The 13,730-nt window shown below is 73.8% G+C and carries 17 protein-coding genes; 8 read left to right on the top strand and 9 right to left on the bottom strand.

Annotated elements, in window-relative coordinates:
* Positions 1-46 precede the first annotated feature (46 nt).
* The 4 genes from ACFV4N_RS30330 to ACFV4N_RS30345 form a co-directional block, all read right to left on the bottom strand.
* Positions 47-1,165 carry a lytic polysaccharide monooxygenase auxiliary activity family 9 protein gene (locus ACFV4N_RS30330; protein WP_499676042.1) on the bottom strand — a complete coding sequence of 373 codons (1,119 nt, stop codon included), beginning with the start codon at positions 1,163-1,165 and terminating at the stop codon, positions 47-49.
* Positions 1,166-1,251: 86 nt separating this feature from the next.
* Positions 1,252-2,601 (bottom strand): MFS transporter, encoded by a 1,350-nt coding sequence (locus ACFV4N_RS30335; protein WP_499676043.1) that lies wholly within the window; start codon positions 2,599-2,601, stop codon positions 1,252-1,254.
* Positions 2,602-2,709: 108 nt separating this feature from the next.
* Complete coding sequence (locus ACFV4N_RS30340) at positions 2,710-3,129, bottom strand: SRPBCC family protein (RefSeq protein WP_499676044.1); 420 nt, start codon at positions 3,127-3,129, stop codon at positions 2,710-2,712.
* A 28-nt stretch (positions 3,130-3,157) separates the two neighbouring features.
* Complete coding sequence (locus ACFV4N_RS30345) at positions 3,158-3,739, bottom strand: uridine kinase family protein (protein WP_499676045.1); 582 nt, start codon at positions 3,737-3,739, stop codon at positions 3,158-3,160.
* An 85-nt stretch (positions 3,740-3,824) separates the two neighbouring features.
* On the opposite strand from ACFV4N_RS30345, the gene ACFV4N_RS30350 reads away from it, so the two are divergent.
* The 5 genes from ACFV4N_RS30350 to ACFV4N_RS30370 are packed head-to-tail and all read left to right on the top strand — an operon-like array spanning position 3,825 to position 7,026.
* A complete protein-coding gene (locus tag ACFV4N_RS30350) occupies positions 3,825-4,337 on the top strand; it encodes a hypothetical protein (RefSeq protein ID WP_499676046.1) in 513 nt (170 codons plus the stop codon).
* The gene (locus ACFV4N_RS30355) at positions 4,334-5,566 is read left to right on the top strand and encodes a PPE domain-containing protein (protein WP_499676047.1); all 1,233 of its coding nucleotides are present in this window, start codon (positions 4,334-4,336) and stop codon (positions 5,564-5,566) included. The genes ACFV4N_RS30350 and ACFV4N_RS30355 overlap by 4 nt, the downstream gene beginning before the upstream one ends.
* Positions 5,563-5,829 (top strand): WXG100 family type VII secretion target, encoded by a 267-nt coding sequence (locus ACFV4N_RS30360; protein WP_499676048.1) that lies wholly within the window; start codon positions 5,563-5,565, stop codon positions 5,827-5,829. The genes ACFV4N_RS30355 and ACFV4N_RS30360 overlap by 4 nt, the downstream gene beginning before the upstream one ends.
* A complete protein-coding gene (locus ACFV4N_RS30365) occupies positions 5,822-6,460 on the top strand; it encodes a hypothetical protein (RefSeq protein ID WP_499676049.1) in 639 nt (212 codons plus the stop codon). Before ACFV4N_RS30360 ends, ACFV4N_RS30365 begins: the two co-directional genes overlap by 8 nt.
* A 29-nt stretch (positions 6,461-6,489) precedes the next feature.
* On the top strand, positions 6,490-7,026 hold the full coding sequence (locus tag ACFV4N_RS30370; protein WP_499676050.1) for a hypothetical protein: 537 nt from the start codon (positions 6,490-6,492) through the stop codon (positions 7,024-7,026).
* Here the strand turns inward: ACFV4N_RS30370 and ACFV4N_RS30375 are convergent.
* Positions 6,953-7,723 carry a helix-turn-helix transcriptional regulator gene (locus tag ACFV4N_RS30375; protein WP_499676051.1) on the bottom strand — a complete coding sequence of 257 codons (771 nt, stop codon included), beginning with the start codon at positions 7,721-7,723 and terminating at the stop codon, positions 6,953-6,955. The two genes, ACFV4N_RS30370 and ACFV4N_RS30375, sit on opposite strands and share 74 nt — an antisense overlap.
* Before the next feature lie 55 nt (positions 7,724-7,778).
* Between ACFV4N_RS30375 and ACFV4N_RS30380 the strand changes: the two genes are divergently transcribed.
* Entirely contained in the window at positions 7,779-8,531 is a 753-nt protein-coding gene (locus ACFV4N_RS30380) for an ESX secretion-associated protein EspG (RefSeq protein ID WP_499676052.1), read from the top strand.
* A gap of 351 nt (positions 8,532-8,882) precedes the next feature.
* Here the strand turns inward: ACFV4N_RS30380 and ACFV4N_RS30385 are convergent, their stop codons facing one another.
* The 4 genes from ACFV4N_RS30385 to ACFV4N_RS30400 are packed head-to-tail and all read right to left on the bottom strand — an operon-like array spanning position 8,883 to position 11,325.
* Positions 8,883-9,152, bottom strand: a complete 270-nt coding sequence (locus ACFV4N_RS30385; protein WP_499676053.1) for a hypothetical protein — start codon at positions 9,150-9,152, stop codon at positions 8,883-8,885.
* 3 nt (positions 9,153-9,155) lie between these two features.
* On the bottom strand, positions 9,156-9,449 hold the full coding sequence (locus tag ACFV4N_RS30390) for a YbaB/EbfC family DNA-binding protein (protein ID WP_499676054.1): 294 nt from the start codon (positions 9,447-9,449) through the stop codon (positions 9,156-9,158).
* Positions 9,446-10,528 carry a CHAP domain-containing protein gene (locus ACFV4N_RS30395; RefSeq protein ID WP_499676055.1) on the bottom strand — a complete coding sequence of 361 codons (1,083 nt, stop codon included), beginning with the start codon at positions 10,526-10,528 and terminating at the stop codon, positions 9,446-9,448. The genes ACFV4N_RS30390 and ACFV4N_RS30395 overlap by 4 nt, the downstream gene beginning before the upstream one ends.
* Positions 10,528-11,325 carry a type VII secretion target gene (locus ACFV4N_RS30400; protein ID WP_499676056.1) on the bottom strand — a complete coding sequence of 266 codons (798 nt, stop codon included), beginning with the start codon at positions 11,323-11,325 and terminating at the stop codon, positions 10,528-10,530. The genes ACFV4N_RS30395 and ACFV4N_RS30400 overlap by 1 nt, the downstream gene beginning before the upstream one ends.
* Before the next feature lie 226 nt (positions 11,326-11,551).
* Here ACFV4N_RS30400 and ACFV4N_RS30405 point away from each other — a divergent pair, with 226 nt between their 5' ends.
* A complete protein-coding gene (locus ACFV4N_RS30405) occupies positions 11,552-12,901 on the top strand; it encodes a replication-associated recombination protein A (protein WP_499676057.1) in 1,350 nt (449 codons plus the stop codon).
* 41 nt (positions 12,902-12,942) lie between these two features.
* Positions 12,943-13,671, top strand: a complete 729-nt coding sequence (locus tag ACFV4N_RS30410; protein WP_499676058.1) for an SAM-dependent methyltransferase — start codon at positions 12,943-12,945, stop codon at positions 13,669-13,671.
* The last annotated feature ends 59 nt before the right edge of the window (positions 13,672-13,730 follow it).

Here is a 13,730-nt window from a genome sequence, read left to right on the forward strand (position 1 = left end):
CCTCAGGAGGAGGTCCGGCGCCGAACCGGCCCGACAGGGGTGTGGATCAAGGGCTGGTGCAGGTCACCGTGGGCAGCGGGTTGGAGCCGGTGTAGCTGCCGGTGAAGCCGAACTTCGCCGAGCCCGAGGGCGCCACGGTGCGGTTCCAGTCCACGTTGCTCACGGCCACCTCGGAACCGGAGCCGGAGCGCACGCCGTTCCAGACGCTGTTCAGGGTCTGGCCACTGGCGAGGTTCCACCTCGCGGTCCAGCCGTTCAGGGTGCTGGAGCCGGTGTTCGTGATCTCGACCTCGCCCTGGAAGCCGCCCGACCACGAGCTGGTGACCCGGTAGTTCGCGGTGCAGCCCGCGGTGCCCGGGTTCGACGACGTGGTGGTGGGCGTGGTGCTCGTCGTGCTGGTGGACGTGGTCGTGCTGGTGGTGGTCGTCGTCGTGGTGGTGGACGAGCCACCGCCGTTGCCGACGCCGGTCTCCTGGCCGTTGCCGCCGTCGAACACCACGTCGGAGCAGTTGTAGAAGGTCTCCTGGCTGTCCGAACGGGTCCACACCGAGTAGATGATGTGGCGGCCCGACTTGCCCGAGGGCAGGTTCGCGTTCCAGTAGTACTGACCGTCCACGGTGCCCACCGAGCCGCTCGACGGCGGGTTGGTCACGCTGTGGAAGGGCGTGCTCTCCAGGTCGCTCCAGGCCAGCGCCCGGGTCGGGCTCCAGCTGTCCTTGGTGACGTACAGGTGGAAGGTGCCCGGGTGGGCGGCCCACATGTTGTACGACCAGCGGATGTTCGCGCCCGCGGTCAGGTGGGTCACCGGGTAGTCGTTGCGGGCGATGTCGAACCCGGAGAACGTCGGGTTGCCACCGCTGCACAGCTTGCCGTCCGGGATGAAGCCGCTGGTGCGGCCACCGCCGTCGGAGCGCAGCACGCCGAACCAGTTGTAGAGCGCGTTCGTGCCGCCGGAGCTGACCGCCGCGCTGCACGCGGGGTTCTGGGGGCGGATGTCGCCCTGCGGGGACAGGCCGTCCTTCCAGCACAGGAAGGTCCGGCTACCCGGCTTCATCATGGCGCCGTGCGCGGACGCCGCGGGGGTGCTGACCACGTTCACGAGCACCGAGACCAGTACACCGGCCACGCCGGCCGCTGCCAGCGCGACCCATCGTCGGGCCTTCACCGTCGTTCACCTCCTCGTTGAGGTTCTGGGAACGCTCCCAGGAATTCGAGGCAACTGTATCGGCGGGCATAGCGGTCTGTGAATCTTCAGTTACCCAGTGCGTCCGAGCGGCCGAACGCGAGCGACCCTTCGGCGGTGTGCCGTTGCACCCGGACGCGGGCACGCCGCCTGGGAAGGCTCCCAGGGCGCACCGAACCGCGCGGGTGGGCACCGGGGGCGGCGGGGTGGTGGGGGCGGCGCAGTACCCGGTGCGCCAGCGCCGCGCGGCGCTCCGGCGGCGCGGCCAGCACCGAGGCGGCGGCGACGGTCGCCAGCAGGGTGAGCGTGCCGGCCAGCACCAGCGTCTCCGGCGCGCCGATGCGCTCGCACAGCCGGCCCAGCAGCGGCGCGCCCGCGGCGCCCGCCGCCGCGCCGACCGACGAGTTCACCGCCAGCAGCCGCCCGCGCATCCCGTCCGCGGTGTCGAGCTGGACGCGCGTGCTCATCGTGGTGTCGATGACCACCGCGCCCGCCGCGATCGGCAGCAGCACCAGGGCGAACCCGAGCGTGCTCGGCACCAGCCCCGAGACCGCCTGGAGCAGGCTCGTCGCGCACGCCACCGCCAGCAGCAGCCGCACGGTCAGCGCCCGGCACGCGGCCGCGGCCAGCCCGCCCAGCACGGTGCCCACCGCGAACACCGTGGACAGCACGCCGTACGCGGTGGCGTCCGGGCTCATCGCGGCCATCGTGACCTGGTAGTTGCGGCCCAGGGCGGACAGCGCGAAGCCGAGCGCGAACAGCAGGAGCAGCCGCCCGCTGCCCAGCACGTACCGCAGGCCGGCGGCCACGCCCGCGCGGTCGGCCGGGCTGCGCTCCAGCGGGTGCAGCTCGTCGCGGCGGATCGCCAGCACGGCCGTGATCACGGCCAGGAAGCTGACCGAGTTGAGCAGGAACAGCGCGGGGGAGCCGAGCGCGGCGGCGAGGACGGCCGCGCCGCTCATGCCCAGGATGCGGCCGGTGGAGCTGAGCACCGAGCCCAGCGCCACCGCGTTGCCCAGGTCGGCGCGCGGCACGACCTGCCCGCCGAACCGGCCCAGCGCGGGCAGGTCGAACACCGACACCAGGCCCGAGGCGAAGGTCAGCGCGAACACCGCCGCCATCGGCGCGCCCCGCCACACCGCCAGCGCCAGCAGCAGCGCCAGCACGGCGTGCAGCGCCTGGCAGACCAGGATGACCCGGCGCACCGGCAGCCGGTCGGCCAGCGACCCCGCCCACGGCCCGAGCAGGACCGCGGGCAGGGCGCCGAGCAGCACCGAGACGCCGACGGAGGTGGCGGAGCCCGTGCGTTCGAGCACCACCCAGTTCAGGCCGATCAACTGCATCCACGAGCCGGTCACCGAGATCAGGTCGGCGATCGCCCACATGCGGTAGTTGCGGCCGCGCAACGCGCGGAACACCGTGAAGCTCCCTCGAAGACGAACCGGGGCCTCGACGTGCCCGTGCGAACGGCAACCACTTTAAACATGACTTTCCGTGGTTTTCGCAGGTTGATCAGGTGAAAACGGTCACGTTGCGCGATCGGTGGCCAGGGCGGCGAGCCGGTCCAGCGCCTGGCCCAGGTACTCGTCGGTCAGCTCGTGCGCCTCGCCGCCCACCGCCTCCGGGTGCTCGCCGCGCACGTCCAGGTGCAGCACCACGCGGCTCGCGCCCGGTCCGTCCTCGTCCACCTGGAGCCAGCCCGAGTAGCCGTCGCCCTCCAGGTCGCCCCACTCCAGCCGCCGCTGCTCGGGCACCGCCGACAGGTAGCCCTCGGCCTCGTCGATCTCGTCGCCGATCGAGACCCGACCGGTGACCCGCTCCGGACCGCTCGGCTCGACCTGGAGGCCGTCCGGCAGCCACGCCTCCATCGAGCCCACGTCCCGCGCGATGTCGAACACCGCCCGCGCGTCCACCGGGATCCTCTGCTCACGCTCGAACTCAGCCATGCCGCAGCCTTACCCGGCGTGCGCGGGATTACACCGCCGCCGGGAGCCCCGCCCCGATGGAGGCCAGCCGCGCGCGGGCCCGCCGCGGGTCCACCGGCCGCATCCCGGCGTCCGCGCACCGGCGCACCACCTCCGGGTGCTCGCGCATCAACCGCAGGCCCCGGCTTAGCAGGAGCGGCACCGGCTTGCGCGCCTCGGCCACGTCCCGGGCGAACCGGCGGGCGAACGTCACCAGGGCGTTCGGCGCGAGCACCACCGCGTCGGCCAGCACGCCCGCCTCGCGGCAGCCCGCCACCAGCCGGTCGGCGAACAGGCCCTCGGCGATGAAGAACCCCGGCGCGGTGACCGTGCGGCAGCCGACCCGGCGGTCCTCGCCGATCGAGTACACGGGCGCGTCGACCGTCCCGGTGGTGGCCAGCTCGACCACCGCGGCCAGCGCGTCCGCGGTGTTCCAGGAGCCCTCGGCGTCCCAGTCGGGGCGGCCCGCGGCGTCGCGGGGCAGCAGCGGGTCGTCGCCCTCGCGGTAGAAGTCGTCCAGGCGCAGCACGGGCCAGCCCAGGTGGGCGGCGAGGGTGGACTTGCCCGAACCGGAGGGACCGGCGAGCAACACGGCGCGCGCGTGAACGGCAGGTGACGGCACGGGATGCGATTTTCGCACACGGCTTGTCCGATCGTGCACCGCGGATGCTCCCGCTGTGCACCCGGTCTTGGTGACCGCGCCCGCGACCACCACCATGTGCGTCATGGTCAGGGTGCGCGGCGTCGAGGACGTCAAGCGGTTGCGCGATGAGTTGAAGCCCGAGGAGCGCGGCAGGGGCTCCGTCGACGCCCCGGACGTCGCGGCGCCGACCGGCGCGGGCATGGCCGGGGTGGTCGCCGACGGCGACGCCGACCGGATCGAGCTGGACCTCGACGAGTTCACCCGCGCCGGTGGCGAGCTCGAACGGTTGCGCGGCGAGCTGGTCGAGCTGCTGAAGCGGGCCGAGGGCGAGGTCGACCAGCCGCTGGGCGACGGCCAGGGCCCGGTCGCGCTGCACATGAGGCGGGCGTTCGGCCTGCGGGCCGGCGCGATCGACGGCGGCGTGCGGAAGGCTCTGAGCTCCTACCTGGAGGAGCTGGAGACGTTGCGGAACGCCCTGAACGGGGTCGCCGAGACCTACCGGACCGAGGACGACGAAGTGAAGCGGACCATGGGGCGGCTGGGGTGAACGAGCGCGAGCAGGCCAGACGGGCGCGGCGGCAGGCCCGGCGGATCAGCCGGGAGAACCAGCGCAAGGAGCGGGTCCGGCAGAACCGCGAGCTGCGCAACTTCGGGCGGATCAACTGGAACGCCTACGCGCACCGCACCATGTGGGACATGGTGATGTCCTCCGACGCCGCGGCGATGTCGCAGCGCACGTGGGCCTGGCAGCGGCTGGCCGCCGACGTCGACCAGACCACGGCCCGGGTGCAGACCCTCGTGCAGCGGCTGGCGACGTCCTGGCGCGGCCCGTCCGCGGGCGCGGCCGCCGAGTCGGTGACCCGGCTGACCCGGTGGGCCGCCGACGCCTCGGAGCGGGCCTACCAGGTGGGCACCGGCCTGGAGCGCTACACGGAGGCCGTGGACGAGGCGCGGCGCCGGATGCCCGTGCCCGTGCACCCGACCGCCGAGCGCTGGTTCGACGAGGGTCGTGACGTGAGCACGCTCGACGGGCCGGAAGGCGCGTACATGCTCGACCAGCTGCTCGACGACCACATGCCGTCGAAGAAGGAGCAGCAGCGGGCCCGCGCCGAGGCGGTGCGGGTGATGACCGCGTTCGAGGACGCGAGCCGCGAGGTGCACACGTCGCTGCCGGAGGTGTTCCAGCAGGCGCCGGAGGGCGCGTCGACCGTGCGGCCGGACCACCGGCCCGTCCCCCCGCAGGAGGTCGAGGCGCAGCCCCGGCCGCCCTACCCGCCCGTCCCGACGCCCACCCCCGTGCCCACGCCCACGCCGACACCCACGCCCCTGCCGCAGCCGTTCCCGGACACGCGCCCCGACGACGTGACCGGCGTGGCCGCCGCGGGCGGACCGACCCCGGGCGCACCCGGCGGCTACGGCTCCTTCGGCCCCACGGGCGGCGGCGGTCACGGCCCCCTCGGCTCAGGCCCGCTCGGCTCAGGCCCGCTCGGTTCCGGCTCACCGGGCTCCGGCCCGCTCGGCCCCGGTCCACTCGGTTCCGGTCCGCTCGGCCAAGGCGCCACCTCCGGCGTCCTGGGCGCGGTGCCCGGCGGCGCGGCGGCCCGCGGCGGCTTCGGCCCGGTCACCGGCGCGGGCGGCCCCCAGGGCTTCGGCATGTACCCGCCGGTGGCACCGGCCAACCGGGCCGAGGACGGCGAGCACCGCAACCGCTACGACCAGGGCCTCGACCTGCTCGACGACCTGCCGCCCGCCTACCCGCCGGTGCTCGGCGAATGAGCGACGGCTACGGCGTCGACCCGGATGCCCTGACCGCCTTCGCCTCGCGGCTCGACGAGACCGCCGACGAGGTGCGCGCGGTGGTCGCGGCCCTGGGGGAACCGGTCGGCGACCTCGGCCCCGAGGGGGTCACCGAGGCGGTCGACCGACTCGTGGCCGAGTGGTCCCGGGCGTTGCGCGGCGTCGGGCTGGACGTGGTCGCGGACGGGCTGCGCGCGGCGGGTGAGAGCTACCGCGAAGCGGACCGGTGGAGCCATGGCTGACTACCGTGGCCTGGGTTTCGACCCCACCCCCGGCCACGCGGGCGCGGTGGCGGCGGCGAGCGAGCGGTGCGCGGCGGCCCTCGCCGACCCCGGGCCGCCGCCGGAGGGGTGGACGGGTGCGGCGGCGGACGGGTTCAGGACCCGGTTGGAGGCGGTGGTGTCGGAGCTGACGGCGGTGCGGCGCGCGATGCGGGCGGCGGCCGAGGTGCTCGACGACTGGGCCACCACGCTGCTGGGCAACCAGCGGCGGGCCGAGGAGCTGGACCGGCGCGCGCTGCGGTTGCGCCGCGAACTGGCCGACGCCGCCGACGAGGTCGACCACACCGGCGCCCTGGCCCGCTTCACCCCCGCGCACGCCACGGCCCACCAGGAGGCCGTGACCAGGCACGACGAGCTGAAGCGCAGGCTGGACGAGGTGCTCGACGAGGCCCGGCTGCTGGAGCGCGACCACCGGGCGCAGGCCCGCCGGGTCGCCGAGCGGCTGCGCGCCGAGGAGCCCCCGACCGCCGTGGCCGAGGCCCTGACCGGCTTCTCGTCCCTCACCGCCGAGCTGGCGTCCGTGCTGCTCGGCCCACCTCGACCGGCGTCCACGGCGGGCGCGGCGGCGGCGTTCCGGGCGGGCCTCGGGTGAGACTGGCTCCCGTGCCGGGGGTCACCCCGGTGGCATTAGGCACCCCCGAGCGCACCGCGGCCGAGCTGCTGGCGGTGCTGCGCAGGCTCAAGGGCTCGCCCGACCCGGGCCTGGAGGTCTCCGCGACGCAGGCCGCGGAACTGGCGCACCGGCACGGCGCGGGCCTGCTGGCCGTCGTCGAGCACCCCGACGCCGACCCCGCCCTGCTGATGGCGGGCGTGGTGCCGGTCGACCGGCCCGCCGAACCCGACGAGCACGCCTTCCACCTCGACGGGCCGACGATCCGCGAGGTCACCAAGGGCGAGACCGCCACCGGCTACCCGGTGGTGATCGTGGAGCGCATCCCGGTGACCGGGCCCGGCGCGCAGCTCCAGGTCGTGGTGACCGACCCCGACCACCCGCGCGTCGCCGTGTTCACCCTGCACTCGCCGAGCGGCCGCGGCTGGCTCGACGTCGCGGGCGTGGCGGGCCGGTTCGTGTCCGGGATGCGGTTCAGCGACCCCGGAACTCGCTCGGCGTCCGGCCCACCACCTGGCGGAACGTCCGGGAGAAGTGCGCGGCGCTGACGAAACCGCAGTCCTTGGCGATCTCCCCGATCCCGCGCGCCGCCTTCGCCGGGTCCGCCAGCAGCGCCTTGGCCCGGTCGATCCGCAGGCCCCGGATGCGCTCGGACACGCCCTGCCCGTCGTCGAACAGCTGGTAGAGCCGCCGGCGCGAGATGAACAGCGCCTCGGCGATCCGGTCCGCCCCCAGGTCCGGGTCGGCCAGGTGCTCGCGCATGTACTCCAGCGCCTCGCGCCTGCGCGCGGCCAGCGCGTCGACCCGGTCCAGCTCCGCCCGCAGGGCGCTGCGCAGCACCAGCTCGGCCAACCCCAGCAGGTGGTGCGCCAACCCGTGGGGGTCCAGCACGTGCGCGGCGGCCAGCACGTGCGCCACGGCGCCGGAGAACACCGACCGCAACGCCCCGTCCACCGGCACCGGCTGGAACATCAGCGGTTTCAGCTCGCCGAACCCGATGCTCAACCGCGCTTCTGCGACGGTCAGCATCACCACGCCCACCGGCAGCACGTGCAACGAGCAATCGGGAAACCGAAGCGCGGTCCCGGTCGACGGCACGCCCTTGGGCACGGTGCAGCGCAACAGCAACTGGATGTGCTCGGGAGCCGACGCACCCCCGTTGAGCGCGGCTTTGGCGGCGGCGGCGCCGGAGGCCCGCACCGTCAGGAAACCGCCCGCGACGTCCACGCCCGGCAGCCTAGCCACCGGTGTCGCCCAACCCGTCCGCACGAGTTCGGACCAGGCACTACCTTCGTGCCCCATGGCGAGACGTTCGACGACCGGCGTGGTCCTGACCCACCTGGAGTTCGACCTCCTGTGGGAGGACCTGGGCACCGGCGACCTGCCGTACCCCCTGGAGGTCCCCTCGCACGGCGAGACCGAGGACGAACGGGACGCCCTGGGCGGCGAGGTCCTGCGCACCCTCACCGAAGCGGGCCTGGCCGACGGCGAGGACGTGGCGCCGGAACTGGAAGACCTCTTCGGCCGCCTGGCCCACGGCAGCCAGTCGGTGGACGCCCTGATCTTCCGCCCCACCCCGTGGCGGGTCCTGGCGACCACCAGAGGCCCGCGCGGCGTCCTGGCGGTGATGAACGACCGCGAGGTGGCCCTCGAACCGATCACCGACCTGACCACGGCCATCACCAGGGTCATCGGCGACGCCCCGGCGGGCCCGGGGGACCAGGTCTCCCTGCCCCGCCCCGCCTTCACCGCCGCCATGGAGGCCTACGCGAAATCAGGCCACCCGGCCCTGGAACGAGCCCTGGCGCAAGCCAACGTCACCGGCCGGGCCACCCGCGCCATCACCACCCTGGTCGACTCACCGCGGCAAGCGAGCGGCCAACTGGCCGCCACCGGCCAAGCGGGCCGCTCCACCGTCCTGAGCTGGACGGACACCGCAGCAGGCCGCTACGCCATGTCCACCGACGACACCAACTGGGTCCGCATCACCCCGGCAGACACCCCCTGGATGGCCCGCCACCTGTCCACCCTCCTGACCCAGACCACCCACTGACCACCTGCCGCGAACGCAGAACACACCGGTTCCCAACGCATGACACGCGCGTCCCCAACGCATGACACGCGCGTCCCGAACGTACGACTCACCCGACCGGAACGTACGACTCGCGATGTCCCACTGGAGGACACGCGATGTCCGACTGGACGACACGCGAGTTAGACGGGACTGGCGGTGGCCGACGAGGCCCGATTTGACATGGGTTCGAGTGCCATAGGCTGGTCGGAGCCGGCAGGCTCGGTGGGACGCTCTTCCCCACCGTGCCTGCCGGCTGCGGCCTGCCTCCGGTACTCGTAAGGGCCCCATGTCAAATCGAGCCGGGACCAGCCCCTGAAAACCGATGGGAACTCAAGCCCCGCGCGACAAGGGCTCCAGCAGTTCCGCCGGCACCACCTCGCCGACCACGGCCATCCCCTCCTCCACCGCCCCCGCCGCGGCTTCGTCCACCAGCCCCCGCACGACACCGGCCAACTCGTCGGGCCGCATGGTCAACGCCTCCCGCGCGAACGACAGGTCCACCAGCTTCCCGTGCAGGTCCACCACCACGGTCACGCCCCGCCCCGAAGCCTCCCGCCGAATGGCCTCCAGCCTCTCCCCGAGCCCCATCACACCCGCCACGCCTCACACCCGCCACGTCTCGGGAGTCGTGTCCTCGACCGACTCGGCCATCCGCGCCTCCACGCCCAACCCGAGCGCGCTCACATCACCCACGACCCGCTCCACCCGCGCGTTCGCCCGCGCCGCAGCCGTGTCGACCAGCGCCAGGACCGCCTTCGCCAACCCGGTAGTCCCCAACCGCAGCGACCGCTGGTCCAGCACCAGGTCGCGCAACCCGCCCCCGGGCCCGACCTCCACCGAGATCCCGGTGTCCGGGTCATGAGCACGCGCCGTGAACCCAGTCCCCGTCGCGTTCACGGGTGCACCCCTCCGTAGAACGTGCCCGAGCTGAGCCGGTGGGTGTTGCGCCGCACAGAGTCACCCGAGTTGCCCTCGATCAACGTCACGGTGTCACCGGACACCTTCTCCACGATCCCGATGTGCTTGCTGGTCGCCGGGCTGCCGGGCCCGGTCCCGAACAGCAGCACGTCACCGGGCCTCACCGCGCTCAACGACGTGTACGCCTTGCCGTTGCGCTGCCCCCACCGGAACACGTCACCGGTGAACGGCAGGATCGGGATGTCCACCCCGGCCTTGCGCCACATCGCGGTGGCGAACGACGAGCACCACGCCGCCGTGGGCCCGTACGGGTTGCGGTTGCTGCCCGGCGGGTTCTCGCGAACGCCGATCTGGCCCCGCGCCGCCGAGATGATCGTCCGCGCCCGCCCACGAGCACGCGCGTCCGACGGGCTGGTACGCCCCCCGCCACCGGCACCACCGCCACCAGCACCACCAGCACCACCACCCCCTCCACCGACCTCACCCCGCGACCGCCGGGGCCGCGCGTCGGCCACGCCGTCGTGCTCGACCTCCTTCTCCAACGCCCGCAACCTGCGCGCGGCGTCCTCCATCTCACCCCGCACGTCGCGCACCGCCGTGGCGGTCTCCTTGGTGTACCGGGGTTCCAGGTCGGCGGCCCGCGCGACGGCCTGGAGCATCGCCGCCCGGGTGCCGACCGCCTTGCCCGCGTCGAGCAGCCGGGTCGCCTCGCGCAGGTACTCCTCCACGGCCTGCCGCGCCCGCGCGTGCCCGGTGGTCAGGGCGGCGGACACCCCGGCCACGACGCGCTCGGCGTCCCGCGCCGCGTCGGCGGTCACGCGCAACTGCCGGCCCAGCCGGTTCGTGCGCTTCTCGAACCCCTCGGAGTTGTCGCCCCGCCAGTGCTCCAGCACGGTCTTGGCGGCCTTGCCCTGCTCCTCCTGGTGGTCGGTGAGGCCCGTCGCGGTCCGGTGCAGCGCGTACTGCGCCTTCACCGCGTCCTCGGCCTTGCCGGCCAGCGCGTTGCGGTGCCCGATCATGCTCTCCGCGAAGTGCCGGGCGATCGCACGGGTATCCACTAGCCCTCACCCCCTCCGGTTACCCCCCGGCCGCCGTTCAGGGCGCGGGCGATGTCGTCGTCCTGGTCGCGGTACGACCTGGCGGACTTGGCAGCCGACGCGGCCAGCGCGTCGGTGTTGTGCGCGACCCCCTTGACCTGCTTGCGCAGCGCCGCCCCGAAGTTGTCCAGCGCCTCGGCGAACCCGGACTGCCTGCCGATGCGCCCGAAGCTGTCGTCGGCGATGGCCCGGACGTCGCGCACGTGCCCGCGACCGAGCGCGGTCAGGTCGTCGGCGGTGTTGCGCGTCCGCCGCGCGTAATCGCGCAGCACACCCACGTCAACGGAGAACCCGCCGGAACCACCACGCCCACCGCCCCCGGAACCCCCAGCACCCCCGGAACCCCGGGAACCCCCGGAACCCCGGGAACCCCCGGAACCGCCCCCGCGCCTCAGCGCCGCCACCCCGCGCCGAGCCTCGTCCAGGTGCTGCCGGTACTTCCCGCTCGTATAAGTGGTCCACGGCGTCCACGACCGACCGTCACCGGAGATCCTGTTGGCCGCCTTCGCGTTCTCGCGCGGGTCGAACAGCTCCCGATTGGACCCGAGCCCGAACTCGCGCCGCCGAGCCGGCCCCATCGACCCCAGCATGTTGATCTGCCACAGCCCGTACGAGTCGTCGGGCGGGGTGTCGTTGTGCGCACGGGGGTCGCCGCCGGACTCGGCCAGCGCGACCGCCACCGCGATCGTCAGGTCTTCCCCGCGGAACCCGGCGTCGTGGGCGTGCCGGGCGATCTCCTCGGGGCTCAGCTTGCTCATGCCGCACACCCTGCCCGCGACCAGCCTCCCACCGGTACCACCGCTGCACGCTCGGACAGCCCCACTGCACAGCCCGACTAGCACCCCACCCAGCCCACCCAACCAACCCGGCCCAACCAACCCACCCAACCCACCCAACCCGACCAACCCCCACCCAGCCCGGCCAGCCCACCCAACCCCACCAGCCCGACCAGCACCCCCACCCAAGCCGACTACAGTCGAACACGTGAACGAAGGGCTGTTCGACCAGGGCTTGTTCGGCGCGACCGAGGAGGAGAAGGCGTCGCGCATCGCCGCCAACGCACCACTGGCCGTGCGGATGCGACCGCGCACCCTGGACGAGGTCGTCGGACAGGACCACCTGCTCGGACCGGGCGCGCCGCTGCGCAGGCTGGTCGAGGGCTCGTCCCCGGCCTCGGTCATGCTCTACGGCCCCCCGGGCACCGGCAAGACCACCCTCGCCACCCTCGTCTCCCAGGCCACCGGCCGCCGCTTCGCCGCCCTGTCCGCCCTGTCCGCGGGCGTGAAGGAGGTGCGCGCGGTCATCGACGAGGCCCGCCGCCGCCTGATCCGCTCCGGCGAGTCGACGGTGCTGTTCATCGACGAGGTCCACCGGTTCTCCAAGACCCAGCAGGACGCGCTGCTCGGCGCGGTGGAGGACCGGATCGTGCTGCTGGTCGCCGCGACCACCGAGAACCCGTTCTTCTCCGTCGTCTCGCCGCTGCTGTCCCGGTCCCTGGTGCTCCAGCTCCGCCCCCTGACCGATGACGCGGTCCGCACCCTCGTCCGGCGGGCGGTCACCGACGAGCGCGGCCTGAACGGCTCCATCACGGTCGAACCCGAGACCGAGGACCACCTGGTCAGGCTGGCCGGCGGCGACGCCCGCCGCGCGCTGACCGCCCTGGAGGCCGCCGCGGACGCCGTGGGCCCCGGCGGCGAGCTGGACCTGGCGACGCTGGAGGCCACGGTCGACAAGGCGGCCGTCCGCTACGACCGGCAGGGCGACCAGCACTACGACGTGACCAGCGCGTTCATCAAGTCCATCCGCGGTTCGGACGTGGACGCGGCCCTGCACTACCTGGCGCGGATGATCGAGGCGGGGGAGGACCCGAGGTTCATCGCCAGGCGGCTGGTGATCCACGCCAGCGAGGACGTGGGCATGGCGGACCCGACCGCGTTGCCGGTGTGCGTGGCCGCCGCGCAGGCGGTGCAGCTGATCGGCCTGCCCGAGTGCGCCCTGAACCTGGCGCAGGCGACGATCCACCTGGCGACCGCGCCCAAGTCGAACGCGGTGACCACCGCCATCGGCGAAGCCGTGGCCGACGTCCGCAAGGGCGCCATCGGCACCGTGCCCGCCCACCTCCGCGACGGCCACTACGCGGGCGCGGCGAAGCTCGGCAACGCGCAGGGCTACCGGTACCCGCACGACGTGCCGGAGGGCGTGCTGACCCAGCAGTACCCGCCGGACGACCTGGTCGGCCGCGACTACTACGAGCCGACCAACCGGGGCGCCGAGCGCGTGATCGCCGAACGCCTGCCCAAGCTGCGCCGCGTCGTGCGGGGCGAGGACCGGTAAATTCCGTTTCCGATCCTCTCGCCTTCTGACACGGTGTGGCCGTGACGGACGTCCCGGCCAACGGCCATGCCCTCCTGGACTTCAACTCCCCGCTGTCCGACGCGAAGGCGTTCGACCTGGTCGGAAGCCTGCACCTGACCCCGGGCCAGAGGGTCGTCGACTACGGCTGCGGCTGGGCCGAACTCCTGCTCCGCGCGGTCGAGCACGTCCCCGGCGCCACCGCCGCCGGCGTGGACGGCGACGAGCACGCGATCGCCAGGGGCAGGGCGAACGTCGAGGCCAGGGGCCTGACCGACCGGGTCGCCCTCGACCTCGCCGACGTCACCACCTGGACCGCCGACCCGGCCGACGTCGTGATCAGCATCGGCGCCTCCCACGCGTGGGGCGGCACGAGGGGCGCCCTGGAGGCCCTGCACGCCCGCCTCCGCCCCGGCGGCACCCTCCTCCTGGGCGACGGCTTCTGGGAGAACCCGCCCAACGCAACCGCGAAGGCGATCTTCGGCGACGAGGTCCAAGCCACCCTGCCCGACCTGGTGGACCTGGCCCTGACCTGCGGCTACCGCCTGCTCAACCTGACCACCGCCACCCGCGACGAGTGGGACGACTTCGAGTCCCGCTGGTGCGCGTCCCGCGAGCGCTGGCTGCTGGCCAACCCGGACCACCCGCGGGCCGCCGAGGTCCGCGAGATCGTCGACGAACACCGCGACGGCTGGCTCAAGGGCTACCGGGGCTCCCTGGGCTTCGCCTACCTGACCCTGGCGCGCACCTAGAACTCCGGCCGCCTCGCCCGGCCGGGGATACCGGGCGAGGCGGCCGACCTAGCCGGACC

The organism is Actinosynnema sp. NPDC059797 (genome assembly GCF_042732085.1).
Lineage (GTDB): Bacteria > Actinomycetota > Actinomycetes > Mycobacteriales > Pseudonocardiaceae > Actinosynnema.